The 23,017-nt window shown below is 63.8% G+C and carries 28 protein-coding genes; 11 read left to right on the top strand and 17 right to left on the bottom strand.

The window, feature by feature from the left end; genetic code table 11:
- Positions 1 to 177: 177 nt before the first annotated feature.
- The 6 genes from pip to GM909_RS05320 form a co-directional block, all read right to left on the bottom strand.
- A complete protein-coding gene (gene pip / locus GM909_RS05345; protein WP_157015174.1) occupies positions 178 to 1,137 on the bottom strand; it encodes a prolyl aminopeptidase in 960 nt (319 codons plus the stop codon).
- Complete coding sequence (locus tag GM909_RS05340) at positions 1,134 to 1,625, bottom strand: GFA family protein (RefSeq protein ID WP_157015173.1); 492 nt, start codon at positions 1,623 to 1,625, stop codon at positions 1,134 to 1,136. The genes pip and GM909_RS05340 overlap by 4 nt, the downstream gene beginning before the upstream one ends.
- Positions 1,626 to 1,632: 7 nt before the next feature.
- On the bottom strand, positions 1,633 to 2,016 hold the full coding sequence (locus GM909_RS05335; protein WP_157015172.1) for a VOC family protein: 384 nt from the start codon (positions 2,014 to 2,016) through the stop codon (positions 1,633 to 1,635).
- On the bottom strand, positions 2,013 to 2,426 hold the full coding sequence (locus GM909_RS05330) for an endonuclease domain-containing protein (RefSeq protein WP_157015171.1): 414 nt from the start codon (positions 2,424 to 2,426) through the stop codon (positions 2,013 to 2,015). The genes GM909_RS05335 and GM909_RS05330 overlap by 4 nt, the downstream gene beginning before the upstream one ends.
- 247 nt (positions 2,427 to 2,673) lie before the next feature.
- Positions 2,674 to 4,179 (bottom strand): cysteine--tRNA ligase, encoded by a 1,506-nt coding sequence (cysS, locus tag GM909_RS05325; RefSeq protein ID WP_157015170.1) that lies wholly within the window; start codon positions 4,177 to 4,179, stop codon positions 2,674 to 2,676.
- A 224-nt stretch (positions 4,180 to 4,403) separates the two neighbouring features.
- On the bottom strand, positions 4,404 to 5,183 hold the full coding sequence (locus GM909_RS05320; RefSeq protein ID WP_157015169.1) for an SOS response-associated peptidase: 780 nt from the start codon (positions 5,181 to 5,183) through the stop codon (positions 4,404 to 4,406).
- An 82-nt stretch (positions 5,184 to 5,265) separates the two neighbouring features.
- Between GM909_RS05320 and GM909_RS05315 the strand changes: the two genes are divergently transcribed.
- The 5 genes from GM909_RS05315 to GM909_RS05295 all read left to right on the top strand — a co-directional run bounded on the left by GM909_RS05315 (position 5,266) and on the right by GM909_RS05295 (position 7,868).
- Positions 5,266 to 5,676, top strand: coding sequence for an NUDIX hydrolase (locus GM909_RS05315; RefSeq protein ID WP_157015168.1), 411 nt, complete (start codon positions 5,266 to 5,268; stop codon positions 5,674 to 5,676).
- 50 nt (positions 5,677 to 5,726) lie between these two features.
- Positions 5,727 to 6,104 (top strand): TIGR02301 family protein, encoded by a 378-nt coding sequence (locus GM909_RS05310; RefSeq protein ID WP_157015167.1) that lies wholly within the window; start codon positions 5,727 to 5,729, stop codon positions 6,102 to 6,104.
- Between the two features lie 130 nt (positions 6,105 to 6,234).
- The gene (locus GM909_RS05305; RefSeq protein WP_157015259.1) at positions 6,235 to 6,492 is read left to right on the top strand and encodes a hypothetical protein; all 258 of its coding nucleotides are present in this window, start codon (positions 6,235 to 6,237) and stop codon (positions 6,490 to 6,492) included.
- A gap of 118 nt (positions 6,493 to 6,610) precedes the next feature.
- The gene (locus GM909_RS05300; protein ID WP_235911669.1) at positions 6,611 to 7,348 is read left to right on the top strand and encodes a hypothetical protein; all 738 of its coding nucleotides are present in this window, start codon (positions 6,611 to 6,613) and stop codon (positions 7,346 to 7,348) included.
- A gap of 106 nt (positions 7,349 to 7,454) precedes the next feature.
- On the top strand, positions 7,455 to 7,868 hold the full coding sequence (locus GM909_RS05295; RefSeq protein ID WP_157015165.1) for a hypothetical protein: 414 nt from the start codon (positions 7,455 to 7,457) through the stop codon (positions 7,866 to 7,868).
- A gap of 21 nt (positions 7,869 to 7,889) precedes the next feature.
- Here GM909_RS05295 and GM909_RS05290 read toward each other — a convergent pair whose 3' ends face one another.
- Entirely contained in the window at positions 7,890 to 9,221 is a 1,332-nt protein-coding gene (locus GM909_RS05290) for a dihydroorotase (protein ID WP_157015164.1), read from the bottom strand.
- Positions 9,222 to 9,299: 78 nt separating this feature from the next.
- Here GM909_RS05290 and ygfZ point away from each other — a divergent pair, with 78 nt between their 5' ends.
- From ygfZ to GM909_RS05270, 4 genes are all read left to right on the top strand, one after another.
- Positions 9,300 to 10,187 carry a CAF17-like 4Fe-4S cluster assembly/insertion protein YgfZ gene (gene ygfZ, locus GM909_RS05285; protein WP_157015163.1) on the top strand — a complete coding sequence of 296 codons (888 nt, stop codon included), beginning with the start codon at positions 9,300 to 9,302 and terminating at the stop codon, positions 10,185 to 10,187.
- On the top strand, positions 10,187 to 10,810 hold the full coding sequence (locus GM909_RS05280; protein ID WP_157015162.1) for an HD domain-containing protein: 624 nt from the start codon (positions 10,187 to 10,189) through the stop codon (positions 10,808 to 10,810). The genes ygfZ and GM909_RS05280 overlap by 1 nt, the downstream gene beginning before the upstream one ends.
- A 222-nt stretch (positions 10,811 to 11,032) precedes the next feature.
- Entirely contained in the window at positions 11,033 to 11,335 is a 303-nt protein-coding gene (locus tag GM909_RS05275; RefSeq protein WP_157015161.1) for a BrnT family toxin, read from the top strand.
- Positions 11,319 to 11,588: a BrnA antitoxin family protein gene (locus GM909_RS05270; RefSeq protein WP_157015160.1), complete on the top strand. Its 270-nt coding sequence runs from the start codon at positions 11,319 to 11,321 to the stop codon at positions 11,586 to 11,588. Before GM909_RS05275 ends, GM909_RS05270 begins: the two co-directional genes overlap by 17 nt.
- A 125-nt stretch (positions 11,589 to 11,713) precedes the next feature.
- Here the strand turns inward: GM909_RS05270 and GM909_RS05265 are convergent, their stop codons facing one another.
- A complete protein-coding gene (locus GM909_RS05265; protein WP_157015159.1) occupies positions 11,714 to 12,475 on the bottom strand; it encodes a L,D-transpeptidase in 762 nt (253 codons plus the stop codon).
- A 357-nt stretch (positions 12,476 to 12,832) separates the two neighbouring features.
- Here GM909_RS05265 and GM909_RS05260 point away from each other — a divergent pair, with 357 nt between their 5' ends.
- Positions 12,833 to 13,693 carry a mechanosensitive ion channel family protein gene (locus tag GM909_RS05260; protein ID WP_198174135.1) on the top strand — a complete coding sequence of 287 codons (861 nt, stop codon included), beginning with the start codon at positions 12,833 to 12,835 and terminating at the stop codon, positions 13,691 to 13,693.
- Positions 13,694 to 13,743: 50 nt separating this feature from the next.
- Here the strand turns inward: GM909_RS05260 and GM909_RS05255 are convergent, their stop codons facing one another.
- Positions 13,744 to 14,175: a MarR family winged helix-turn-helix transcriptional regulator gene (locus GM909_RS05255; protein WP_198174134.1), complete on the bottom strand. Its 432-nt coding sequence runs from the start codon at positions 14,173 to 14,175 to the stop codon at positions 13,744 to 13,746.
- Positions 14,176 to 14,409: 234 nt separating this feature from the next.
- Between GM909_RS05255 and GM909_RS05250 the strand changes: the two genes are divergently transcribed.
- Complete coding sequence (locus GM909_RS05250; RefSeq protein ID WP_157015157.1) at positions 14,410 to 15,648, top strand: MFS transporter; 1,239 nt, start codon at positions 14,410 to 14,412, stop codon at positions 15,646 to 15,648.
- 115 nt (positions 15,649 to 15,763) lie between these two features.
- On the opposite strand, the gene recO is transcribed toward GM909_RS05250, so the two are convergent.
- The 8 genes from recO to GM909_RS05210 form a co-directional block, all read right to left on the bottom strand.
- Positions 15,764 to 16,495, bottom strand: a complete 732-nt coding sequence (recO, locus tag GM909_RS05245; protein WP_157015156.1) for a DNA repair protein RecO — start codon at positions 16,493 to 16,495, stop codon at positions 15,764 to 15,766.
- A 56-nt stretch (positions 16,496 to 16,551) separates the two neighbouring features.
- On the bottom strand, positions 16,552 to 17,469 hold the full coding sequence (gene era / locus GM909_RS05240; protein WP_157015155.1) for a GTPase Era: 918 nt from the start codon (positions 17,467 to 17,469) through the stop codon (positions 16,552 to 16,554).
- Positions 17,466 to 18,182, bottom strand: a complete 717-nt coding sequence (gene rnc / locus GM909_RS05235) for a ribonuclease III (protein ID WP_157015154.1) — start codon at positions 18,180 to 18,182, stop codon at positions 17,466 to 17,468. The genes era and rnc overlap by 4 nt, the downstream gene beginning before the upstream one ends.
- Positions 18,183 to 18,189: 7 nt before the next feature.
- A complete protein-coding gene (lepB, locus tag GM909_RS05230) occupies positions 18,190 to 18,936 on the bottom strand; it encodes a signal peptidase I (protein WP_157015153.1) in 747 nt (248 codons plus the stop codon).
- 93 nt (positions 18,937 to 19,029) lie between these two features.
- Positions 19,030 to 19,440: a holo-ACP synthase gene (gene acpS / locus GM909_RS05225; protein ID WP_157015152.1), complete on the bottom strand. Its 411-nt coding sequence runs from the start codon at positions 19,438 to 19,440 to the stop codon at positions 19,030 to 19,032.
- Entirely contained in the window at positions 19,437 to 20,021 is a 585-nt protein-coding gene (locus GM909_RS05220; protein WP_157015257.1) for a DUF2062 domain-containing protein, read from the bottom strand. The genes acpS and GM909_RS05220 overlap by 4 nt, the downstream gene beginning before the upstream one ends.
- Positions 20,022 to 20,181: 160 nt before the next feature.
- Entirely contained in the window at positions 20,182 to 20,757 is a 576-nt protein-coding gene (gene pyrE, locus GM909_RS05215; RefSeq protein ID WP_157015151.1) for an orotate phosphoribosyltransferase, read from the bottom strand.
- Between the two features lie 16 nt (positions 20,758 to 20,773).
- Complete coding sequence (locus GM909_RS05210; protein WP_157015150.1) at positions 20,774 to 23,005, bottom strand: RelA/SpoT family protein; 2,232 nt, start codon at positions 23,003 to 23,005, stop codon at positions 20,774 to 20,776.
- Positions 23,006 to 23,017: the final 12 nt, after the last annotated feature.

Raw genomic sequence — 23,017 nt, 5'->3', positions numbered from 1 at the left:
GTGCCAGGGCACCCCCCTCTCGCCTGCCGGCCATCTCCCCCGCAAGGGTGGAGATCGGCAGCTTCGATGTTTCCGCCCATCCTGCCGCCTGGGCGACTGACGAAAATGGCGAAGAAGGTTCTTCTCCCCCCTTGCGGGGGAGATGGCCGGCAGGCCAGAGGGGGGTATATTCCGGCATCACGATTTCCCCGCAAACATGTCCGTCGCCCGCATCAACCGGTCCAGGATGCCAGGCTCGGAATAGGCGTGGCCGGCGCCCTCGATCAGGTGGAACACGGCCTTCGGCCAGGCCTTGTGCAGTTCCCAGGCGATGCGCGCCGGGCACGGCATGTCGTAGCGTCCATGCACGATGACGCCGGGAATGTCGGCCAACCGATGCGCATCGCGCAGAAGCTGTCCCTCATCCAGCCAGCCGCCATGAACGAAGAAGTGGTTTTCGATGCGGGCGAAGGCGAGTGCGAACTCGTCCTCGCCGAACTTGTCGCTGGTTGCCGGCTCCGGCAGCAGCGTGATCGTCTCGCCTTCCCACAGGCTCCAGGCCCGCGCCGCCTCGACCCGCGTCCTGGCGTCCGATGCGGTGAGCCGCTTGCGGTAGGCCATCATCAGGTCGTCGCGCTCGGCCTCGGGAATAGGCGCGATGAAGCGCTCCCATTTGTCGGGAAACATCTCCGAAACGCCGAACTGATAGTACCAGGCAAGCTCCGCCCTGGTCAGCGTGTAGATGCCGCGCAGGACAAGTTCGCTGACCCGTTCGGGGTGCTTTTGCGCGTAGGCGAGCGCCAGGGTGGAGCCCCAGGAGCCGCCGAAGACCAGCCATTTGTCGAAACCGGCCATTTCGCGCAGCCGCTCGATGTCGGCCACAAGATGCCAGGTCGTGTTGGCCTCCAGTTCGGCATGCGGGGTCGATTTCCCGCAGCCACGCTGATCGAACAGGATGACATCGTAAAGGGCGGGATCGAACAGCCGGCGATGGGCGGGCGAAAAGCCGCCGCCCGGTCCGCCATGCAGAAACACGGCCGGCTTGCCGCCCTTCGTGCCGACGCGCTCCCAGTAGATCGAATGGCCGTCGCCGACATCGAGATGGCCGGTCTCGAAAGGCTCGATCTCGGGATAGAGGCTGCGGAATTGCGAATTCATGTCTGCTCCTGCGGCGGCCATTGGTCGGTGTCGTGGTCGGGATGCTGATGGGAAACGAGGTCGGCCAGGAACGCAGCCGCGTTCACATCGTCCATCGTGCGCATGCCCGGCAGCTCATGCACGCCGTCGACGAACGGCAATTTGCCCTCGAGGCCGAACTGCACGGCGGGCGCAATCCCCGTCGGGTCGTCGAAGGCGGCGATCGCCAGGGCAATACCGTCCGGTGCCTCATAGGTCAGCGGCGTACCGCATTCGCCGCAAAAGCCGCGACGGACGTGGTTGGAGCTTTGAAAGCGCTTCGGCTCGCCGCGTGTCCAGGCGAGCTTCGCCTTTCTCACCGAAACCAGCGGCGCATAGAAATTGCCGAACGCCTTCTGGCACATGCGGCAATGGCAGACCGAGGGCTCGCCGAGCGCGCCCTCGATGCGGAAACGCACCGCGCCGCACTGGCAGCCGCCGGTATAGATCGGCTTGTTGTCGAGGCTCATCATCGGCTCATTCCGGCGCGTGGCAGACGGCCTCGACATTGTTGCCGTCGGGGTCGAAGACGAAGGCGCCGTAATAGTCGGCATGGTAGTGCGGGCGCAGCCCCGGCGCGCCATTGTCCCTGCCGCCGGCCTCGAGTGCCGCGCGATAAAACGCGTCGACCTCGGCGCGCGAGCGCGCGGTGAAGGCGATGTGGCGGCCGGGTCCCGGTTCGTCCACCTCGTGCAGCCAGTAGACCGGCCGATCGCGGCCATAACCGCCGACCTTGACGCCATCGGTGTACTCGGCCGGCACCATCATCAGGAGCGATGCCCCCAGAGGCGCCATCGCCTGATCGTAAAACGCCTTGGACCTATCGAAATCGGAAACGGCGATGCCGAGATGGTCGATCATGATGCTTCCTCCCTCCATGGTAAGATGGTCTGCCGTGCCGCATCCTGCGCCGCCGTGCCGGCCGTGGCCACAATATGCATGCAGACATTGCCGATGTCGCGAAGGATGTCGTCGTTCCAGAAACGCAGGATGGTCCAGCCATCCTCTTGCAGGCGCTTCGTTCTTATCCTATCGGCTGCCGCCAGCGCATCCTCACCATGCTGCGATCCGTCGACCTCGACGATCAGCTTCTTGGTCGGACACGCAAAATCAACGATGTAACCGGCGATCGGGTATTGCCGTCTAAAGCCAAGCCCCATCAAGCGATGGGCACGAACTTCATTCCAGAGCTTCAGCTCGGCATCGGTCATGGCGCGACGCATCGCCTTCGCCCGCGAACGGCTTTTTGGCGGAGGTGGCGTGTGAGGCATGTCTAGGCCTCCGCTTGCAAGACGTGGGCGGTGTCGGTGCAGGCTCTACGTTGCCCCCCTCTGTCCTGCCGGACATCTCCCCCACGAGGGGGGAGATCAACTCGCCGCACCGCTTTCGCCAGTCGCCAAGGTCGCAGTAAAAGCTTAGGTGCGGCAATTGCCAATCTCCCCCCTCGTGGGGGAGATGGCCGGCAGGCCAGAGGGGGGCGCTGTCCCGCCGGCCTTTCAGGTCTGCCTTCAACAACCCTCACCGCTTCACCTCCCATGTCGTCACGCGCTCGCCGGTTTCCGCGTCCTTGCCGTCCTTGAGCTGGATGCCCTCACCCGCGAGCTCGTCGCGGATGCGGTCGGCCTCGCCCCAGTTCTTCTCGCGGATGAAGGCCAGGCGCTTGTCGATGGCGGCAGCGATGCGCGCCGTCATATCGCCATCGGCGCCCAGCGCCTCGGCCTGCGCGCTGCGCGAGAAGGAGCCGATCCGCTCGAAGCCGACCAGGTCGAGCCCCAGGCGCAGAAGCGTCTTGGCATGACCGTCGCCGGCGGCGGCTTGCCTGGCAATCGGATGAAGTTCCTGGATGAAGGCCGGCGTATTGAGATCGTCGAGCAGCGGGTTGTTGGGCGACAATTCACTGTCCGGACCAGACGCGACTTCGGCCTCGGACGCTTCCAGCGCATCGGCCCAGCGCTCCAGGATCGCCTTGGCCTCTTCGAGCTTGCGCACCGAAAAGTCGATCGGCTCGCGATAATGCGTCATCAGCATGGCGAGCCTCAAGACTTCGCCCGGCCATTGGCGCCCGCCGAAGCGCTCTGTCTCGAGCAGATCGTGAATGGTGACGAAATTGCCCAGGCTCTTGGACATCTTCTGTCCCTCGACCTGCAGAAAGCCGTTATGCATCCAGTAGCGCGCCATGACATCGGTACCGTGGGCGCAGCGCGACTGGGCGAGCTCATTTTCGTGATGCGGGAAGATCAGGTCGAGCCCGCCGCCATGGATGTCGAAGACGTCGCCCAGGTGCTGGCCGCTCATCACCGAGCATTCGATGTGCCAGCCTGGACGGCCGCGAATGGCGAACGTCTGGCCATGGGCGGCGAAGTTCGCCTCCCAGCCCGGCTCCTTGGCGGAAGACTCCTTCCAAAGCACGAAGTCGGCCGGGTTCTTCTTGTGCTCTTCCACCGCCACGCGGGCACCGGCCTGCTGGTCTTCCAGCCTGCGCCGCGAGAGCCGGCCGTAATCGGGCATCGAGGCGGTGTCGAACAGGACCTCCCTGCCCTCGCTTCCGTCGGCGAGATAGGCATGATCCTTTTCGAGGAGTTCCTGGATCATCGTGACCATGCCGTCGATATGCTCGGTCGCGCGCGGCTCGATGCTGGGCTTGAGGCAGCCGAGCGCCTTCACATCGGCGTGGAACTGGTTGGCCGTCGTCTCCGTCACCTTGCGGATCGCTTCGTTGAGCGACAGCCTGCCGGCGGCAATATCCTCGCCGAAATCGCGCAGCGCCCGCGCGTTGATCTTGTCGTCGACGTCGGTGATGTTGCGCGCATAGGTGACGTGCTCGGCGCCGTAGAGATGACGCAGCAGCCGGAACATGACATCGAAGACGATCACCGGCCTGGCATTGCCGATATGGGCGAAGTCGTAGACCGTCGGTCCGCACACATACATGCGCACATTCTGCGCATCGAGGGGGACGAAATCCTGCTTCGTCCGCGTCAGCGTGTTGTAAATGCGAAGCCCACGAAAACCGTTTTCAGACATAAATCCATCCCAGCCTGCTGGCCGGGGCGTTTTATCTTATCCGTGGAGAAAAGGCGAAAACGACCGGACCAGCAGGAATGCTAGCCGCAAATGCAAATGCCGATAATGGCGCAAGTCGTTTTCATCGACGGCCTTATCGCCCCGGCATCGCCGCCCGTCAAGAGTGCTTTGGCAGATGCCAGGGACGATCACTCGATAGGTTTTCGAGCAAGACTGCGCCGCCATCAAAGCAGCTTCATCTGGGCGCCGTTATCGCGCTCCGCTTTCCTTGTCCGCTTCGGCCTGGCGGTTGCCTCCGCCGCATCTTCGCCGGGTTCCGCGCGTTCCTGGATCTCGGGCCCGGTATTGGTCACCTTGTTGACCCTGGTGGAAACGGGGATCGCCTCGAAGAAATCCGGCTCGACCGGCGCCAGGAGGTCTGCGACATCGCGCGGTTCCTGCGTGCGGCAATCGAGCCAGCGTTCGAAATCCGGCGGCCGGATGACGACCGGCTGGCGATCGTGGATTTCTGCGAGTTGCGCATTGGCCGTGGTCGTCAGAATGGCGCCGGTGTCGATCTCCGAGCCACCCGGCTCGGCAAAGGTTTCCATCAGCGCGGCGAAAGCGACGATGCCGCCGCCTTTCGGGCGCACCCAATAGGGCTGCGATTTCTTCCGGCCGTCGCGCTTCCATTCGTAAAATCCCGAGGCCGGCACCAGCGCGCGGCGATGGCGCATTGCGGCGCGGAAGGCGGGCTTGCCGGCCGCCGTCTCGGCCCTTGCGTTGATGAGCAGCGGCAGGGCCTTCGAGTCCTTGGCCCAGGCAGGTATCAGCCCCCATCGCACCAGAAGCGCCTTGCGGTCGGGCAGGTTGGAGCCGGGTTGGCGCCTTTCGCCGGCCAGAACCATGAGAAGCGGTTGCGTCGGCGCGATGTTGTAGCGCGGCGGAAAGGGCTCGAGATCGAGAAGCGCAAACAGCGCCTCGATCTCTTCCGGCGTTGCCGTCAATGCGATATGTCCACACATATCTCTAGCTTGCCGGTCAGGCGGGCGCCGTCAAGCGTCCGCGATTTGCGAATTCGCTCTGCCCGCACTATCGCTGGACGCGATGAATGAGAAGCCGACCGTCATACCTGCCGTCTCCGTTGCGCTGCGCGACGGCGGGCGGCTGTTGCTGGTGCGCCGTGGCCGCGAACCCGCCAGGGGGCTCTACGCCTTTCCCGGCGGCCGGGTGGAAAGCGGCGAGACGGCGGAAACGGCCGCGCGGCGCGAACTTGGCGAGGAAACCGGCCTTGCGGCCGGCGCGCTCGAACTTTTCACCGTGATCGATCTGCCCGGCACCGGCGAAGAGCAGACATTCCGCCTCAGTCTGTTTTGCGCGCAATACCGCGGCGGCAAGGCGGTGGCGGGAGACGATGCCGACGACGTCGGCTGGTTCACGCTTGCCGAGATGGGGGCACTGCCCGTGACGGCGTCGACCCTCGAGGCAGCACGGGCAATTCTCCGCCGGCCGGATTGAAACCCGTCATACGCCTTGCGCCTTTCACGATCCTTCGGCACAAAAGCGCCATGGCCTTCGACCGTGTGCGCAGCCTCCTCATCGCCCTTGCCCTGATTGCGGCCGCACCTGCGCCTGCAGCGGCCATCGACGCACCGTTTGAGGCGCGGCTGACGCGGCTGAGCGAGATCCTCGGAGCGCTCCACTATCTGCGCAATCTGTGCGGCGAGGACAGCGACCGCTGGCGCGAGCAGATACAGGCACTGATCGCAGCAGAGAATGCCACCGGCGAGCGCCGGGCAAAATTCATCGCCAGCTTCAATCGCGGCTATCGAGCCTTTTCCGACAGCCATCTCGCCTGCACCGCTTCCACCGCCGAAGTGATCGCGCGCTACATGAAGGAAGGCGAGACCCTTTCGCACGAAATCGCCACAGTATTCGGAAATTAGTGGAGTGTTTACTTTTTGGCGAAGGAGCCGGGTGCATGCCGCGCTTCCTGTGCTAAAAGGCTTAATGGGACCTTAAGTCACGATCGGCGGATTCTGGGACACTTTTGACCGCCGGAGGGTGGATGTGAAAATGGAACATGGCAATGGCGAACTCGACGCGCTCATCCGCGAGGAAAAGCGGCTGACGGCGGTCGAAAGCCAGACCGAGGCATGGGCGGAAGGCCTTTCCGCAGGCATCGAGCCGGAAATCATCGCCGAGGCCGCCTTGGCAACCGCCTTTGCCGAACTGCTGCGCAGCAGCGGCGAGGACGCGGCCATCGCGCTCCTGGATCGCATGCGCGACAAGGTGATCGCGGGCGAGTTCGAGCCGGCCCGCACGCATCATTGACCTTGGGCCGAGGCTCCGGTTTGCTTGGCGAAACCGGCCTGCACCGTCATCGCGGGTGTCATGACGCCTAACTGACGACTGGACCATGAATACACCGTCCTTTCTCCTCTGTTCGACAATGATTCTTGCCCTGGGCTTCGGGATGTTTGCCCTGCCCGCCGCCGGGCAAACGCAATTGGCACTCAGCGAAATCAAGACGCCGGAGGTGCCATCCGGCGAAGAAGTCTCGGACGATCCCGCTGAAAAATCCGAACCCGAAACGGGCGTGCCGATGCCCGATCCGGTCGAACGCGCGCCCCTGCCCGCGCCCGAAATGGAGGTGCCGGACGACGGACAACCCGGTGAAGGCGATCCCGCTGATCTGCCGCATGTCGACCTGGACGAGCCGTTGCCCGAGGTCATCCACGACCTTTCCCGTCTGCCCGAGCCGACCCGGCGCATGCGCCAGTTGATTATCGAGGCCTGCCGCAAGGGCGATCTGGAGGGACTGCGGCCGCTGATCGGCATGGGCGCCTCGGCCACCCAGTTGTCGCTCGGCGGCATCGAGGGCGATCCGATCGACTTTCTTCATGAGATATCGGGGGACGGCGACGGACAGGAAATCCTGGCCATCCTGCTCGAGGTGCTGGAAGCAGGCTTCGTGCACCTGGAGGCCGGCACGCCGAACGAGGTCTATGTCTGGCCCTATTTCTTCGCCGTGCCGCTGGAGCGTCTCGACGCGCCGCAGCGGGTGGAACTGTTCAAGATCGTCACGGCCGGCGATTACCAGGACATGAAGACCTACGGCGCCTACAATTTCTATCGCGCCGGCATCACGCCGGACGGAGAATGGGTGTTTTTCGTCGCCGGCGACTGACGAAGAACCTCCCTCGATTGCATCTCGCGCCTCGATCCCCATATGCCCTCAATCGGGCATCTTGGAACGGGAGGGAAGGCGGGCATCTTGGAACGGGAGGGAAGGGATGCAGGCGAGTGAAGGGAACGGCCGCGGATCGGCCATTGCACTGCGCAAACGCTCGACACGCGGCCGGCTCGTGCGGCGCCTTGTGATGTTCCAGTTCAAGCTGATGGCCGACGGGTTTCGCGATGTCGTCATGAGCCCGCTGTCGCTGGCGGCCGGCGTCATAGGCATCATAGCCGCGCGCGAACCGGAACTGTTCTTCGACCGGCTGATGCATTTCGGCCGCGACACGGACCGCTGGATCAACCTGTTCAACGAGTATGACGACGAGCGTCAACGGCCGACGCTGGACGGCATTGCCGAGGGCATCGAGGACGCGATCCGCCGCGACTATGAGCAGGGCGGGATGAGCGCGGCCGGCGCCGAACGGCTGCAGCGCTTGTCAGAGCGGTTGCGGCAGTGTCGGAGGGCATGACACAGCCAGACGCCGACACGATCAGCCCGGCAGCGCCTCCGAAAACAGCACCGGCTCGCCCTCGCCCGGCATGACGATCTCGCCGTCCCACATGACACGACGACCGCGGATCACCGTGCCGACCGGCCAGCCGGTCACGACGCGCCCGTCATAGGGCGTCCAGCCGGCCCGCGAACCTTGTTGCCGGTTGGTGATGGTCTCCCGGCGCTTCAGGTCGACCACGGTGAAATCGGCGTCATAGCCACAGGCAATGCGGCCCTTGCGCGCCATGGCGAAGATGCGGCCCGGACCGTGGCTCGTCAGATCGACGAAGCGCTCAAGCGTCAGCCGGCCGGCATTGACGTGATCGAGCATGATCGGCACCAGCGTCTGCACCCCGGTCATGCCGGAGGGCGAGGCAGGATAGGCCTGCTGCTTTTCAGCCAGCGTATGCGGAGCGTGATCGGAGCCCAGAACGTCGACCACGCCGTTGGCGATCCCGTCCCAGATGCCGGCGCGATGATGCGCGGCGCGCACCGGCGGGTTCATCTGGATCAGCGTGCCGAGCCGGGCATAATCTTCGGCCGAAAGTGTCAGGTGATGCGGCGTGGCCTCGCAGGTCGCCACGTCCTTGTTCGCCTCGAGAAAGGCGATCTCCTCGGCCGTCGAAATATGCAGCACGTGGATGCGCGCGCGGGCCTGGCGGGCGATACGCACCAGACGCTCGGTGCATTGAAGGGCGGCGGTCACGTCGCGCCAGACCGGATGCGATGCTGGATCGCCCTCCACACGTTCGCCAAGACGCTCGCGCAGGCGGAACTCGTCCTCGGAATGGAAGGCGGCGCGACGGCGCGTGTTCCTGAGGATCGACGCCACGCCCTCGTCGTCTTCGACCAAAAGGTCGCCGGTCGAAGACCCCATGAAAACCTTGATGCCGGCCGCGCCCGGCAGGCGCTCCAGTTCGCCGACTTCATGGGCGTTGTCGCGCGTGCCGCCGACCCAGAAGGCGAAGTCGCAATGCATGCGGCCGCGGGCACGCGCGATCTTGTCGGCAAGCGCGGCCTGCGAGGTCGTCAGCGGCTTGGTGTTGGGCATTTCGAAGACCGCCGTCACGCCACCCAGGACCGCGGCGCGCGCGCCCGTCTCGAGGTCTTCCTTGTGCTCCAGACCCGGCTCGCGGAAATGCACCTGGCTGTCGATGACACCCGGCAGGACATGCAGCCCGGTGCAGTCGATCACCTCGGCTGCATCCGCCGTTCGCAGATTGCCGATGGCGGCGATGCGACCGGCGCGCACGCCGACGTCGCGCACGCCCACACCATCCTGATTGACGACCGTGCCGCCCTTGAGAAGAAGATCGAATGTTGTGCTCATGGGACCGCGACCCTTGCTCGTGCGCTCCGCCGGGCTTACGTAATGGCCCCTTCAATTGCAAGCACGGGCCGTCAAACCATGCCGACAGTTCACCTTTCCGACCGTGCCTTGATCCAGGTGACCGGACCGGATGCAGAGGCGCTCCTGCAGAACGTGATCACGCCCGACCTGGATGCACTGCAGCCAGGCGCGGCAAAGCCCGGCGCGCTGTTGACGCCGCAAGGCAAGATCCTGTTCGACTTCCTGATTTCAAGACATGGCGCAGACGGCTTGCGCATCGAGTGCCGCGCGGAGACGGCAGACGAGCTGGTTGGCCGGCTGAAGCTCTACAAGCTGCGCGCCAAGGCAGACATTAAGAAAGAAAATCAGAATCTTGTCGCCGTTTCCTGGCCGGATGATTCAACGCCTTCGCAAAGTGATTCATCTGCTTCAGAAAGTGATTCAGCGGCGGGCCTTACCGACCTGCGCTTTCCTGCGGATGCCGGCGTGCGGCGCTTCTACGATGCCCCCCCGCCGGCAAGCGCCGGCCTCGAGGACTGGCACCGGCATCGCATCGCGGCCGGCGTCGCCGAGAGCGGCGCGGATTATGCGCTGGGCGACGCCTTTCCGCATGACGTCCTGCTCGATCAGAACGACGGCATCGGCTTCAAGAAGGGTTGTTATGTCGGCCAGGAAGTGGTGAGCCGCATGCAGCATCGCGGCACCGCCCGCCGCCGCATCCTGATCGCCGAGGCCGATGGTCCGCTGCCGGAACCCGGTACGCCCGTGACCGCCGACGGGCGTGCGATCGGGACGCTCGGCTCGTCGGTCGGACCGACGGGGCTGGCGCTGGTGCGCATCGACAAGGCCAGGGATGCGATGGACGCCGGCACCGCCATCTTAGCCGGAGAGACGGCGCTGCATTTGAGGATTCCGCCAGGCGTGCGCTTCGGCTTCCCCGAAGACGCCACGACGGGGAACGGCTGATGCCCGACCGAACCGGCGCGCCTGCGCGCGCCTGGCAGCGCATGCTGTCGGGCCGGCGCCTCGACCTGCTCGACCCCTCTCCGCTCGACATCGAGATCTCCGACATCGCGCATGGCATTGCGCGCGTGGCGCGCTGGAACGGACAGACGAAGGGCGACCACGCATTCTCGGTCGCCCAGCATTCGCTGCTGGTGGAGGAGATCTTCTGCGCGCAGAATTCCGATTGCCCGGCCGATTGGCGGATGGCCGCGCTGCTGCACGACGGCGCCGAATATGTGATCGGCGACATGATCTCGCCCTTCAAGGCAGTGGTGGGCGGCGGCTACAAGCAGGTCGAGCGGCGCCTGCAGGCGGTCATTCACCTGCGCTTCGGCCTGCCGGCAAGCCTTCCTGCGAAACTGAAATCCTCGATCAAGAAGGCCGACCATATCGCCGCCTATTTCGAGGCGACGCGGCTTGCCGGGTTCGAAGAGAAGGAGGCGACGAAATATTTCGGCCGTCCCCACGGCTTCGCCCATGACGATTTCGACCTGGCCCCCAAACCGGCCAGAACGGCACAAGACGCCTTCATTCGGCGCTTCGCCGAGATCGAGGAATTGCGCCGGAAAGAGCAGTGCGGCTGACGCTGGTAGCGTATCGGCGTGAATATCGGAATCGACTTTTCGATAAGCACGATGCACAGATTCGAAGAGCGCGGGCGCCCTTTGTGCGTCCGAATGGATTAACCTCCCTCTCTCCGGCCGCCGGTCGGTCATTTCGTCCGGCGAAAACCAGAGAGGCCTTGGCGAGGCTCTCGCTTTTGCAGCCACCCATGGACTTTTTCGTATATTGTCATCATATACATCATGATCGACTTTTCACGGATCGCCGGATTTGACTGGGATGACGGCAACAGTCGCAAGAGCGCCCGCAAACACAGCGTCAGCCAAGCAGAGGCCGAACAGGTCTTCTTCAATGACCCGCTGTTGGTCGTCCTCGATGTAAAGCACAGCGCCGACGAGCAACGGCTCCACGCGCTCGGCCATACCGATGACGGGAGATTGCTTCACATCAGCTTCACGCTGCGGGGTGCCGACACCTTGATCCGTGTGATTTCCGCCCGTGAAATGAGCCGAAAGGAAAGGGCACGTTATGCCGAAGAAGACTAAGTCGACCCCGAGCTTTGCCACCGAGGCTGAAGAGCGCACCTTCTGGGAAGAGCAGGACTCGACCGATTACGTGGACTGGGCCAAGGCCGAACGCGTCCGGATGCCGAATCTCAAACCTTCGTCGGCCTCGATCTCATTGCGATTGCCGGTGTCGCTGCTGGAACGTATCAAGATCGCCGCAAACAAGCGAGACATGCCCTACCAGTCATTGATCAAGGCATGGCTGACCGAAAAGGTCGACACTCGGCCATAGACGGCGCTAGCGCGCATATCTTTGCTTCAAAGATATGCGCGCCAGATCAATATGCCGGAGCATGTACCTTTTGATTTGACGCAATTCCGGACAGAGAACCGGTTTCCACTTCTCCTGGAATTGCGCTAAGCGACCCTCCGCAACCCGCTCGTGACCACCAGCGGTGCGCCTTCGGGCACGCGGCCGTACAGATCAATGACATCCTGGTTCATCAGGCGCACGCAGCCCGACGAAACGGACTTGCCGATCGACCACCATTCCGGCGAGCCGTGGACGCGATAGAGCGTATCCTTGCCGTTCTGGTAGATATAGAGCGCGCGCGCTCCCAGAGGGTTCGTGATGCCGGGCTGCATGCCCCCATCCCACTGGTTGGTGCCCGCAATCTGGCGCGCCCGGTATTTCTCCAGGTCCGGCTGGCGGTCGATCATTTCGTCCGGCGGGAACCAGCGGGGCCATTGCTGTTTCCACTCGATGACCCCGCGGCCGGCCCATTCGAAGCCCTGGCGACCGAGGCCGACGCCGTAGCGGATCGCCTGGCCGCCGGGCTCCACCAGGTAGAGAAAGTGATTCGCCGTATCGACGACCACCGTTCCGGGCCGCTCGCCCGTCGGGTCGGAGACAATCTGGCGGAAATATTGCGGATCGATCTTGTCGATCGGGACAGCCGGGATGTTGTGTCCGCCATCGCTAAGGGCGGCATACATCGCCTCGTGATTGCCGAGACCGCCCCCGGCACCGTACTGCGCCAGATGCATCGGGCGACCCAGCGCCGTCTGCATCAAAGACCGGTCAGTCCGAAGCTGCGTGTTCGTGCAAGCCGACAGCGTGGCAGAGGCCGCACCCGTCGCTGCCATGACCAAAAGCCTTCGACGGCTGAAATTTGACATCAGATCCTTCACCAATCTTTCGAACTCGCCCGGCATAGCACACGCAAACGCAACCGGATGTGGAGCGAGTCGCCGCACCCGGCAAGCCTAACGCATCCGCCCGAAAATCGGAATCGATTTTAGGACGGCACGAAGCATCATTCAAAGCCGCCGGCCATGGGTCCGCAACGAACTGTCATGCAGTCAGGCAACGGCGCGCAAACTGCCTTGCGCTACCGCCCGCGAAGCTCGACGGAACTGTGGCAGTTTGGCGCCAATTGCAAAGCCAGTCGGGGAAATTCCCGTTGTTCGGGTTTATGCGCGTGGAAGGTTCCGCTCTAATACAGCACTCCTTTATGCAACCGACGAGGTCCAGTCATGGAACAGCTTGAAGCGAATACCGCGGACATGGCCAACGCCGCCCAAGCGGCCGTCCACGAAGCGTCCGGCCTGGTCGTGCAATATTCCTTCTCCGTCATCGGCGCGATCATCCTCCTGATCGTCGGCTACTTCATCGCCGGCGTGCTGGAACGCTGGGCCAGCAGAGGTCTGGGCCGTGTGCACGGTTTCGACGAGACCTTGCGGCGCTTCTTTTCCAAGCTGGTGCGCTACATCGTCCTCATCTTCGTCGTGATCGCCGTTCTGGCGCAGTTCGGCGTGCAGACCGCCAGCATACTGGCCGCGCTCGGCGCCGCGGGCCTGGCCATCGGGCTGGCCCTGCAAGGCACGCTGCAAAACATCGCCGCCGGCATCATGCTCCTGGTGCTTCGGCCCTTCCGTGTCGGCGAGTTCATCGATGCGGGCGGCCTGTCGGGCACGATCGAGGAGATCGGGCTGTTCGCCACCGAGCTCAAGACGCTCGACGGGCTATACGTTCTGGCGCCCAACAGCCAGCTCTGGTCCTCCTCGGTCACCAACTACTCGCGCAATGCCATTCGCCGCAACGACCTGACGATCGGCATCGGCTATGGCGACGACATCGAGCTGGCGCAAAAGACGCTCGCCGGGCTCGTCGACACCGACGCGCGCGTGCTCGGCGATCCGGAGTCGGCCACCTTCGTCGTCGAGCTCGGCGACAGCGCGGTCAGCGTCACGGCCCGCTACTGGACCAAGACCGCCGACTGGTGGCAGACCAAGCTCGACCTGACCAAGGCGGCAAAGCTCGCCTTCGACAAGAAAGGCATATCGATCCCCTATCCGCAAAGCGACGTCCATCTGTTCCAGGCCAAGGCGAGTTGACAACAGGTTGCGGGCACCCGCGCCAGCAAGGGATCAGCGGGCGTTACGGTTTACGTTGCTTCCCGGGACGACGCTCCGATTGCTGTCAGGGCACGGCGAACGGCGCCAGCCGCCTGACCGAGATGGGCGTCGATCTCGCGATTCATTGCGTCCATGGCCGCCTGCAACGGTTCGCGCAATGTGTTGCCGGACGCGGTGAGATAGACGCGGCTTAGACGGCGGTCGCCGTCGGGACCACGGCGGCGCTCGACGCAGCCCGCCGTCTCCAGCCGGTCGACAATGCCGGTCATGGTCGCGCTGTCGAGGATGAGACGCGCGCAAAGGTCCGCGCAGCTTAGCCCGTCGCGTTCCCACAACACGCACAAGGTCGCATATTGCACGGGCGTGATGCCGTGCATGGCAAGAGCCTCGCGGGCCCGCCGCGTGATCTGCTGATAGGCCTTGCCAAGCTGGAAGCTGATGCACTCTTCGATGCGATCCATGGCCGCCTTCTCGTTCGCGTTCATATATCTTGCATACAAGTATCTTGTATGCTTTCGATTCACAATCGAATTTCACGACGGAATCACGCTTCGTACCTGCAATTCGCCGGAGCCATTCCGCAGCGCCGATCGAATGCGACGGAAAGATCAGAATCTTTGATCCAATGCACGTGAACATTTGAATTCTTGCCATCAGCATCTGCGTATACATTCCGACGCCCAACGGAGTTTCCCATGACCCCTGCCCCCATCGCCCAGCGCGCCCTTCCTTCGCTCCCCTGGATGATCATCATTTGCGGCTGCCTGGTCGCGGCGCTCAATTTCGGCCCCCGCTCGGCGATGGGCTTCTTCCAGCTTCCGATGCTGGCCGAAAAGGGTTGGGACCGCACGACGTTCGGCCTGGCCATGGCGATCCAGAACCTTGCATGGGGCCTGGGCACGCCGATTTTCGGGGCCATCGCCGACCGGTTCGGCACCTGGCGGGTGCTGGCGCTTTCCGGCCTGATGTATGCCGCCGGCCTCTATCTCATGGCGATCGCCGACAGCCCCGGCATGCTGCATCTCGGCGGCGGCGTGCTGGTCGGCCTGGGCGTTGCGGCGGGTTCCTTCGGCATCGTCCTGGCATCCTTTGCCCGAAACGTCGCGCCCGAGCAGCGCAGTCTCGCCTTCGGCATCGGGACGGCGGCCGGTTCGGCGGGCATGTTCTTCTTCGCGCCGCTCAGCCAGGGACTGATCGACAATTATGGCTGGTTCGACACGCTGGTCATCATGAGCTTCATGATGCTGGCGCTGCCGGTGCTGGCCATCCCGCTGAGAGGCAATGCAAAGAGCGGCAGAACAAGCCAGGAGGAGATCGACCAGACGACCGGCCAGGCATTGCGCGAAGCGCTGGGGCACCGCAGCTACCTGCTTTTGACCTCCGGCTTCTTTGTCTGCGGCTTCCAGGTCGCCTTCATCACCGCGCATTTTCCCGCCTATATTTCGGATATCGGCATCGATGCGCGCTACGCCGTGATCGCTCTGGCGCTGATCGGCTTCTTCAACATCATCGGCTCGCTCGCTTCCGGCTTCATCGGCCAGCATTATTCCAAGCCGCACTTTCTCGCCTGGATCTACATCGGCCGCTCCATTCTGGTGACGGCCTTCCTGCTGCTGCCTCAGACGCCGACAAGCGTGATCGTCTTCGCCGTCCTCATGGGGCTCCTGTGGCTCTCCACCGTGGCGCCGACCAACGGCCTGGTGGCGGTCATGTTCGGCACGCGCCATCTCGGCATGCTGGGCGGCGTCGTCTTCCTCTCGCACCAGATCGGATCGTTCCTCGGCGTCTGGCTCGGCGGCTATCTCTACGACCTGTTCGGCTCGTACGATCCGGTGTGGTGGCTGGGCGTGGCGCTGGGCCTGTTCGCGGCGGTCGTCCACTGGCCGATCGAGGAGCGGACCGTGGATCGCCCGGCGCTGGCCGCGGCGCAATAGCGCGCGTTCGCTTCAAACGGAAACGTTTGAAGCAAAGATATGCGCGCCAGCTCAATATGTTGGAGCATGTACCTTTCGCTCAAACGATTCCGTTTGAGCGGGACATGCTCTAGGGTCAGCGGCCCAACTCCCGCCTGACGGCGGAAAGAAACCCGGCCCGCGTTTCCGGCGGCTCGATGCCGCGCGGCTCGTAGACGTGACGTGAGAAGAAAAAGCCTGTCAGCTTGAACGCGTCCTCATAGGCGCGCGCATCGCCACGCACCTGTGCGCCACGGTGCAGGAAGGCCGGCAGGGCCAGCATGCGGTCATGATAGGGCGCGCCGGCGGCGCTCGACACCGCCCGGCCCGATTTCGGCGACACATAGACGAGGTCGTCCTTGGCGCCGGTGGCGGCGCAACGCGTCAGGTCCAGCCCGAAGCCCAGCTCGTCGAGCACCAGGAGCTCGAAGCGCGCCATGAGTTCGGCCGCGGCTTCGGCGTCTTCCAGATGCTCCACCATGATGGTCATGGTCTCGAACAGGTTCGGGTGCGGGTCGCGTTCGGGCAGAAGGCGCAGATGAGCCGCCAGCGTCTGCAGGCCATAGACCGCGACGGCGCTGGAAAACAGCCGCGCGGCATTCATCTCCAGCGCCTCGACCTGAAACATGCCCAGATGCTCATCGAGACGGGCGTGCCAGGTGAGCGCGACGCGGTTGCCGGCCTGCAGCACCGGCTGCATGCGGCGCGAACGCCCGCCGCGCACCAGCCCCAGATGCCGCCCATGGGCGGGCGTCATCACCTCCAGTATGAGGCTCGTCTCGCCGTGCCGGCGCGAGCCGATGATGATGCCTTCGTCACGCCATTCCATGGCGGCATTTGCCCGGGTGGCAGGACATACGTCAAGCGATCGTGACGGCCCCGGCGTCAGCTGGGAAAGTCGAGCCCCATCTCGCGGTAGCGCTCGGGGTCGTCGCCCCAGTTGCCGCGCACCTTGACATAGAGGAACAGGTGGACCTTCTGGTCCAGGATTCCGGCAAGTTCCATGCGCGCTTCCTGGCCGATCGCCTTGATTGTCTCGCCGTTGCGTCCCAGCACGATCTTCTTCTGGCTGTCGCGTTCGACATAGATCACCTGATCGACGCGCACCGAGCCGTCCTTCTTTTCCTCCCATGTCTCAGTCTCGACATGAGAGGAATAGGGAAGTTCCTGATGCAGCCTGAGATAAAGCTTCTCGCGCGTGATCTCGGCGGCGAGCTGGCGCATCGGCAGGTCGGAGAGCTGGTCGTCGGGATAATACCACGGGCCTTCCGGCAAGGTGGTGGCGAGATAGTCGAGGACATCTTCGCAGCCCGACCCGGTGAGCGCGGAAATCATGAAGGTGCGCTCGAAGGACGCCTTCTCGTTGGCCTCGGCGGCCAGCGCCAGCAGGGTCTCGCGCTTCACGCGGTCGACCTTGTTGAGGAGGAGCACCTTCGGCTGGCGCACTTTGGCCAGATTGTCGAGCATCGCGGCGGCGTCGCCCCTGATGCCGCGTTCGGCGTCGATCAGCACGAGCACGATGTCGGCGTCCTTGGCGCCACCCCAGGCCGTCGTCACCATGGCGCGATCGAGGCGGCGGCGCGGCCGGAAGATGCCCGGCGTGTCGACGAAGACGATCTGGGCATTGTCATGCGTTGCGATGCCGCGCACGATGGCACGCGTGGTCTGCACCTTGTGGGTGACGATCGAGACCTTGGCGCCGACAAGCTGGTTGACCAGCGTCGACTTGCCGGCATTGGGCGCTCCGATCAGTGCGACGAAGCCCGAACGCGTGGGGCGGGCGGATGTGTCGGTTTCACTCATCCGCGCTCTCCTTGTTTCCACACGCCCTCGCGGATGAGGATCTCGGTGGCAGCCGCCTGCTCGGCTTCGCGCTTGGCCCGCCCGGTGCCTGTTGCCGGTGCCAGGCCGGCAATCTCCACGCGCACCGTGAAGACCGGCTCGTGATCCGGACCCTTGCGGTCTTCCACGCTGTAGACCGGCGTCGTCGCCAGGGACTGGTGGGCCCATTCCTGCAGCTCGGTCTTGGGGTCGCGCCAGGCGCCGCTCGCCGCCTTGCTGCGGTCCTCCCAATTGCGCAGGATGAATGGACGCACCGCCTCCAACCCGCCGTCGAGATAGATGGCGGCGATCAGCGCCTCCATGGCGTCGGCGCGAAGGCCGCGACCCTTGGATCCCTTCAGGGCCTGCGCCGTGGCGTCGGCGCGAATGAAATCGGCCAGACCGATCTCGTTGGCCACCTCGGCGCAGGTCTGGCCGCTGACCAAGGCATTGAGCCGCACCGCCAGTTCGCCCTCCGGCGCGCCGGGAAAGGAGCGAAACAGCAAATCGGCGATCACCAGGCCGAGCACGCGGTCGCCGAGGAACTCCAGGCGTTCATAGTCGGCGCCCGACCTGCCGCGAGCGCTGGCATGGGTCAGCGCCCGCTCGAGCCGTTCGACATCGACGAAGGAGTAGCCGGTCCTCTCGGTGATCGCATCGGCAAGAGCTTGGCCGCTCAGTCGCTTGGCGGACATGGCAGCATCACTCGATCCAGGTGAACAAACGCGACGGCCGCAGCTCGGTCGGCCAGTTCCACAATTCGAGCGGGCTGGAGCCGCCGCCGATGGAGAAGAAGATGATGTTGGCGCGGCCGACGAGATTGTCGTCCGGCACAAAGCCGAACACCCGGCTGTCGGAGGAGTTGTCGCGGTTGTCGCCCATCATGAAGTAGTGACCTTCCGGCACGACGAACTCGCGCGTGTTGTCTTCGATGCCGTTCGGCGTGATGTCCAGCGTGTCGTAGGAAACCCCATTGGGAAGGGTCTCGCGATAGACGTCGACCGGCCGGTTCATCTCGGTGATGTCGGGATTGTCGATCTGACCGGTCTTCACCCGTTCGACCGGCTCATCATTGATGAACAGTTGCCCCTGGCGCATCTGGATGCGGTCGCCGGGCAGGCCGATGACGCGCTTGATGTAGTCGAGCGACGGATTGGGCGGATATTTGAAGACGGCAACGTCACCGCGTTCGGGCGGACTGTCCCAAATGCGGCCGGAAAACAGGTTCGGCGAAAATGGCAGCGAGTAGCGCGAATAGCCGTAGGCCCATTTGGTCACGAACAGGTAGTCGCCTTCCAGTAATGTCGGGCGCATCGACCCCGAGGGGATCGAGAAGGGCTGAAACAGAAGCGTGCGAATGACGAGCGCCAGCAGCAGCGCTTGCACGATGACACTGACGGTTTCGCCGAGACCGCCCAATTTTTTTCGCGATTTTTCAGACACGCTCATGTCGTCCTCGGTTTGGTGTGGGGCAAGGTCTTACCGGCTGACGCTGCCGGGAGCAACGGCATCGCTTGAAACTTCACGCTGCAAATACCGTAATCATGGCCGCAATTCGGCGCGAACCGCCTCGATGATGACGAAGGCCTGGGCAAGCGGAAAGTCATCGGTGATCGTCAGATGGACCAGGCCCATGTGTTCCTTGGGCAGCATTTCGGCCAGGCGCCGCGCCGCGCCGTTGGTCAGTTCCATGGTCGGCTTGCCGCCAGGCAGGTTGACCACGCCCATATCGCGCCAGAAGACCCCATTCGAAAGCCCGGTTCCCAGGGCCTTGGAGCAGGCTTCCTTGGCCGCGAAACGCTTGGCATAGGACGCGGCACGTTCCTTGCGGCGATCGGATTTCGCCTGTTCGATTTCGGTGAATATGCGCCGCGTGAAGCGCTCGCCGTAGCGCTCCAGCGACCGTTCGATGCGCCTGATGTCGATCAGGTCGGAGCCCAGCCCGATGATCATCGCGCTGCCGCCTGGTCGAGCATGCCGGCGCGGCGCTTGGCTTTCGCGGCGAGGCGCTTTTGCCTTTGCTCGCGAAAAGCAATCGTCGCCCAGCGGGTGGCGAGATAGAAGACGAGGGCAAACAGCAGCCCCAACGGCAGGCATCCAACGGTCATCGGCTTGATGAGCGGCGCCCAGATCTGGGAAAATTCGAGATGCTTGAGTGCGGCGAAGAGATCGATCCGGGGATGATCGCCGGGATGGCGGCCTTCTAGGATGAAACGGCCCAATTCGTAGGTGGCGCTCCAGATAAAGGGAAATGTCAAAGGATTGCCGATGGCGGTTCCGAGCGCGGAGGCCAGAAGATTGCCGGCGAGCACCCAGGCGAGCGCCGCCGCGACGATGAAATGAAAGCCGATGAAGGGGGTAAAGGAGGCAAACACCCCAGCCGCCACACCGGCGGCCACGGCGTGCGGCGTGGCATTCAGCCGCAGCGTCCGCTTGACGAAATATTTGGCCGAGCGCCAAAAGGAGCGGCGCGGCCAGAAATAGGTTCTGACACGCTCATGCAGACCAGCCGGTTTTCTGCGCCGAAACAGCATTCTTTGCGTCGAGCCCCAACAACACCCGGTCGGGGAACTGAATGCAGCATAGCTGGCTGACCAACCCCGAAATATGGGGCATTCTTCCACAGCCCCATTAACCGAACTTATAGCCAGCGGGCGAACAGACGACAACACGCCCATTCGTCCATGCCAGCGCTCATATATTACGGCTACCCGGCTTTACCGGCGGAATTTTGGCAAGCTCGGGCGGAACCTGGTCTGCCGGATAGGCCGGCACCTCATATTCGGCCAACGCGATCAGCGGCACGCCGACATCGGACTTGCCCGCCGAGCGATCGATAATGCATGCGGCGGCGATCACCTCGACGCCCAGGCCCTTCATGCACTCAATGGTTTCGCGGATCGACAGGCCGGTCGTGACGATGTCCTCGACGATGACGACCCGCGCGCCCGGCTCGATCTCGAAGCGGCGCAGGCGGAAGACACCGTTTTCACGCTCCACCCAGATGGCGGGCACGCCGAGATGGCGCGACGTTTCATAGGCCGGGATGAGGCCGCCGACCGCCGGTCCGACGACATAGTCCGGCGTGGCGACAGCCTGGCGAATCTTCGCCGCCAGCGCCTTGCACAGACGCTCGGTCTTGTCGGCATGCATGAAGACGCGCGCCTTTTGCAGAAAGACCGCGCTGCGCAGGCCCGAGGTCAGGATAAAATGGCCTTCCAGAATGGCGCCGGCCTCGCGAAAAATGGCGAGCACTTCCTCGGTTTTCATGCACCCTTTCCTTCGTTCAACCGTTGACGCGTTTTGCATCGCTGACGGCCGAGCTGTCCTTGAGCTGCGACAGGAGTCTGTTGAGATGCTTCAGGTCCCATACTTCGAGGTCGAATATCATCTCGGTGAAGTCCGGGGCAGTGCGAACCATCGACAAGGTGTGGATATTGGCGTCGTTGGAGGCGATGAGCTGGGCGATCTCGGCCAGCGAACCGGGCTCGTTGATCGCCGTGACGGAGACGCGGGCGGGGAACCGCTCCTTCATGTCCTCGTCGATATCCCAACGCACGTCGATCCAGCGTTCCGGCTGATCGTCGAAGGCGGTCAGCGACGGCGACTGGATCGGGTAGATGGTGATGCCGGAACCCGGCTGCAGAATGCCGACGATGCGATCGCCGGGCACCGCGCCTTCCGGCGCGAAGGTCACGGGAAGGTCGCCGCGCACGCCGCGGATCGGCAGTGCGCCATCCTGCTTCTTGTTCTTCTTCTGCTTGCGCGAGGTCGAGCGGCCGGGGATCTGAAACAACATCCCGGCGGCGTTGCGCAGGTTGAACCACCCCTCCTCGCGCGCCTTGGGCGTGGCGGTAACGCGCTCGTCCTTGTAGTCGGGAAAGACCGCGCGCAGCACATCGGGAGAGGTAAGCTCCCCGCGTCCCACGGCCGCAAGAACATCCTCGACGTCCTTGCGTGCCAGCCTGTGCAGAACCGGCTTGAGACTGTCCTTGGCAAACTTCTTTCCCGCACGCTCGAAGGCGCGCTCCAGAATGCGCGTGCCGAGCCCGGAATATTGCTTGCGAATGGCCGTGCGCGTGGCACGGCGGATCGCCGAACGCGCCTTGCCCGTGACCACGACATGCTCCCAGGCGGCGGGCGGCACCTGGGCCTTGGAACGGATGATCTCGACCTCGTCGCCGTTCTTCAGCTCGGTCATCAGGGGCATGATGCGACCGTTGACCTTGGCGCCGACACAGGTGTCGCCGACATCCGTATGGACGGCATAGGCGAAATCGATCGGTGTGGCGCCGCGCGGCAGCGCAATCAGCTTGCCCTTCGGCGTGAAGCAGAACACCTGGTCCTGGAACATCTCCAGGCGGGTGTTTTCGAGAAACTCTTCCGGATTGTCGCCTTCCGAGAGCACCTCGATCGTGCGGCGCAGCCAGCCATAGGCGTTGGTGTCCCTGGAAATGCCGTGGCCGGCGCCGTTGGGGCGGTTGCCGAGATCCTTGTAGATGGAGTGGGCCGCGACGCCGTATTCGGCGACATCGTTCATCACGAACGTCCTGATCTGCAGCTCGACGCGCTGGCGCGAAGGACCGACGATCGTCGTGTGAATGGAGCGGTAGTCGTTCTGCTTCGGGGTGGAGATGTAGTCCTTGAAGCGGCCCGGCACCATCGACCAGGTGCTGTGAATGGCACCCAGCGCGCGGTAGCATTCATCCACCGTATCGACGAGAACGCGGAAACCGAAAATGTCGGAGAGCTGTTCGAGCGACAGCGCCTTCGTCTCCATCTTGCGGAAGACCGACCAGGGCTTTTTCTGGCGGCTTTTGACGACAGCCTTGATCTCGTGCTTGGCAAAAAGTCCCGAAAGAGCGGTCTCGATCTCGCCGATGACGCCGCGGTTGCGCTCGAAGATCTCGGCAAGGCGTTCCGTCACCGCGCGGTACCCGTCGGGATTGGTGTACTGGAAGGCCAGGTCCTCCAGTTCCTCGCGCATGTCCTGCATGCCCATGCGGCCGGCCAGCGGCGCATAGATGTCCATCGTCTCCTCGGCGATGCGCAGGCGCTTCTGTTCCGGAACGTGGTGGAGCGTGCGCATATTGTGCAGCCGGTCGGCCAGCTTGACCAGCAAGACGCGCACGTCCTCGGAAATGGCCAGCAAAAGCTTGCGCAGGTTTTCCGCCTGCTCGGCCTTCTTCGACACCAGATCGAGTTTCTTGAGCTTGGTCAGGCCTTCGACGAGCTTGCCGATGTCGGGGCCGAACAGCTCGTCGATCTCCTGGCGCGTGGCGCTGGTGTCCTCGATCGTGTCATGCAGCAGGGCGACCGCGATGGTCGCCTCGTCGAGATGCATGTCGGTGAGGATTGCCGCCACCTCCAGCGGATGGGAAAAGTAAGGATCGCCGGATGCGCGCCGCTGATGGCCGTGCTTCTGCATGGCGTAGACATACGCCTTGTTGAGCAGGGCCTCGTTGACATCGGGCTTGTAGCGCTGGACACGCTCGACAAGCTCGTACTGACGCATCATGGGCGTTGTGAC

The organism is Mesorhizobium xinjiangense (genome assembly GCF_009749525.1).
In the GTDB taxonomy this organism is placed as follows: Bacteria; Pseudomonadota; Alphaproteobacteria; order Rhizobiales; family Rhizobiaceae; genus Mangrovimarina; species Mangrovimarina xinjiangensis.
The sequence above is the reverse complement of the archived record's forward strand: the minus strand, read 5'-3'. Positions and strand labels throughout refer to the sequence as shown.

Bases quoted from the DNA above. Each gene is read 5' to 3' on its own strand.
- GM909_RS05340 (WP_157015173.1), bottom strand. From the start codon at position 1,625: ATGAGCCTCGACAACAAGCCGATCTATACCGGCGGCTGCCAGTGCGGC.
- acpS (WP_157015152.1), bottom strand. From the start codon at position 19,440: ATGATCATCGGGCTGGGCTCCGACCTGATCGACATCAGGCGCATCGAA.
- GM909_RS05260 (WP_198174135.1), top strand. From the start codon at position 12,833: ATGGAACAGCTTGAAGCGAATACCGCGGACATGGCCAACGCCGCCCAA.
- GM909_RS05250 (WP_157015157.1), top strand. From the start codon at position 14,410: ATGACCCCTGCCCCCATCGCCCAGCGCGCCCTTCCTTCGCTCCCCTGG.
- GM909_RS05255 (WP_198174134.1), bottom strand. From the start codon at position 14,175: ATGGATCGCATCGAAGAGTGCATCAGCTTCCAGCTTGGCAAGGCCTAT.
- cysS (WP_157015170.1), bottom strand. From the start codon at position 4,179: ATGTCTGAAAACGGTTTTCGTGGGCTTCGCATTTACAACACGCTGACG.
- GM909_RS05330 (WP_157015171.1), bottom strand. From the start codon at position 2,426: ATGCCTCACACGCCACCTCCGCCAAAAAGCCGTTCGCGGGCGAAGGCG.
- GM909_RS05265 (WP_157015159.1), bottom strand. From the start codon at position 12,475: ATGTCAAATTTCAGCCGTCGAAGGCTTTTGGTCATGGCAGCGACGGGT.
- GM909_RS05310 (WP_157015167.1), top strand. From the start codon at position 5,727: ATGGCCTTCGACCGTGTGCGCAGCCTCCTCATCGCCCTTGCCCTGATT.
- GM909_RS05295 (WP_157015165.1), top strand. From the start codon at position 7,455: ATGCAGGCGAGTGAAGGGAACGGCCGCGGATCGGCCATTGCACTGCGC.
- GM909_RS05290 (WP_157015164.1), bottom strand. From the start codon at position 9,221: ATGAGCACAACATTCGATCTTCTTCTCAAGGGCGGCACGGTCGTCAAT.
- rnc (WP_157015154.1), bottom strand. From the start codon at position 18,182: ATGTCCGCCAAGCGACTGAGCGGCCAAGCTCTTGCCGATGCGATCACC.
- pyrE (WP_157015151.1), bottom strand. From the start codon at position 20,757: ATGAAAACCGAGGAAGTGCTCGCCATTTTTCGCGAGGCCGGCGCCATT.
- GM909_RS05315 (WP_157015168.1), top strand. From the start codon at position 5,266: ATGAATGAGAAGCCGACCGTCATACCTGCCGTCTCCGTTGCGCTGCGC.
- era (WP_157015155.1), bottom strand. From the start codon at position 17,469: ATGAGTGAAACCGACACATCCGCCCGCCCCACGCGTTCGGGCTTCGTC.
- GM909_RS05305 (WP_157015259.1), top strand. From the start codon at position 6,235: ATGGAACATGGCAATGGCGAACTCGACGCGCTCATCCGCGAGGAAAAG.
- GM909_RS05335 (WP_157015172.1), bottom strand. From the start codon at position 2,016: ATGATCGACCATCTCGGCATCGCCGTTTCCGATTTCGATAGGTCCAAG.
- recO (WP_157015156.1), bottom strand. From the start codon at position 16,495: ATGGAATGGCGTGACGAAGGCATCATCATCGGCTCGCGCCGGCACGGC.
- GM909_RS05210 (WP_157015150.1), bottom strand. From the start codon at position 23,005: ATGATGCGTCAGTACGAGCTTGTCGAGCGTGTCCAGCGCTACAAGCCC.
- GM909_RS05275 (WP_157015161.1), top strand. From the start codon at position 11,033: ATGATCGACTTTTCACGGATCGCCGGATTTGACTGGGATGACGGCAAC.
- ygfZ (WP_157015163.1), top strand. From the start codon at position 9,300: ATGCCGACAGTTCACCTTTCCGACCGTGCCTTGATCCAGGTGACCGGA.
- GM909_RS05320 (WP_157015169.1), bottom strand. From the start codon at position 5,183: ATGTGTGGACATATCGCATTGACGGCAACGCCGGAAGAGATCGAGGCG.
- GM909_RS05300 (WP_235911669.1), top strand. From the start codon at position 6,611: ATGATTCTTGCCCTGGGCTTCGGGATGTTTGCCCTGCCCGCCGCCGGG.
- pip (WP_157015174.1), bottom strand. From the start codon at position 1,137: ATGAATTCGCAATTCCGCAGCCTCTATCCCGAGATCGAGCCTTTCGAG.
- GM909_RS05280 (WP_157015162.1), top strand. From the start codon at position 10,187: ATGCCCGACCGAACCGGCGCGCCTGCGCGCGCCTGGCAGCGCATGCTG.
- GM909_RS05220 (WP_157015257.1), bottom strand. From the start codon at position 20,021: ATGCTGTTTCGGCGCAGAAAACCGGCTGGTCTGCATGAGCGTGTCAGA.
- GM909_RS05270 (WP_157015160.1), top strand. From the start codon at position 11,319: ATGCCGAAGAAGACTAAGTCGACCCCGAGCTTTGCCACCGAGGCTGAA.
- lepB (WP_157015153.1), bottom strand. From the start codon at position 18,936: ATGAGCGTGTCTGAAAAATCGCGAAAAAAATTGGGCGGTCTCGGCGAA.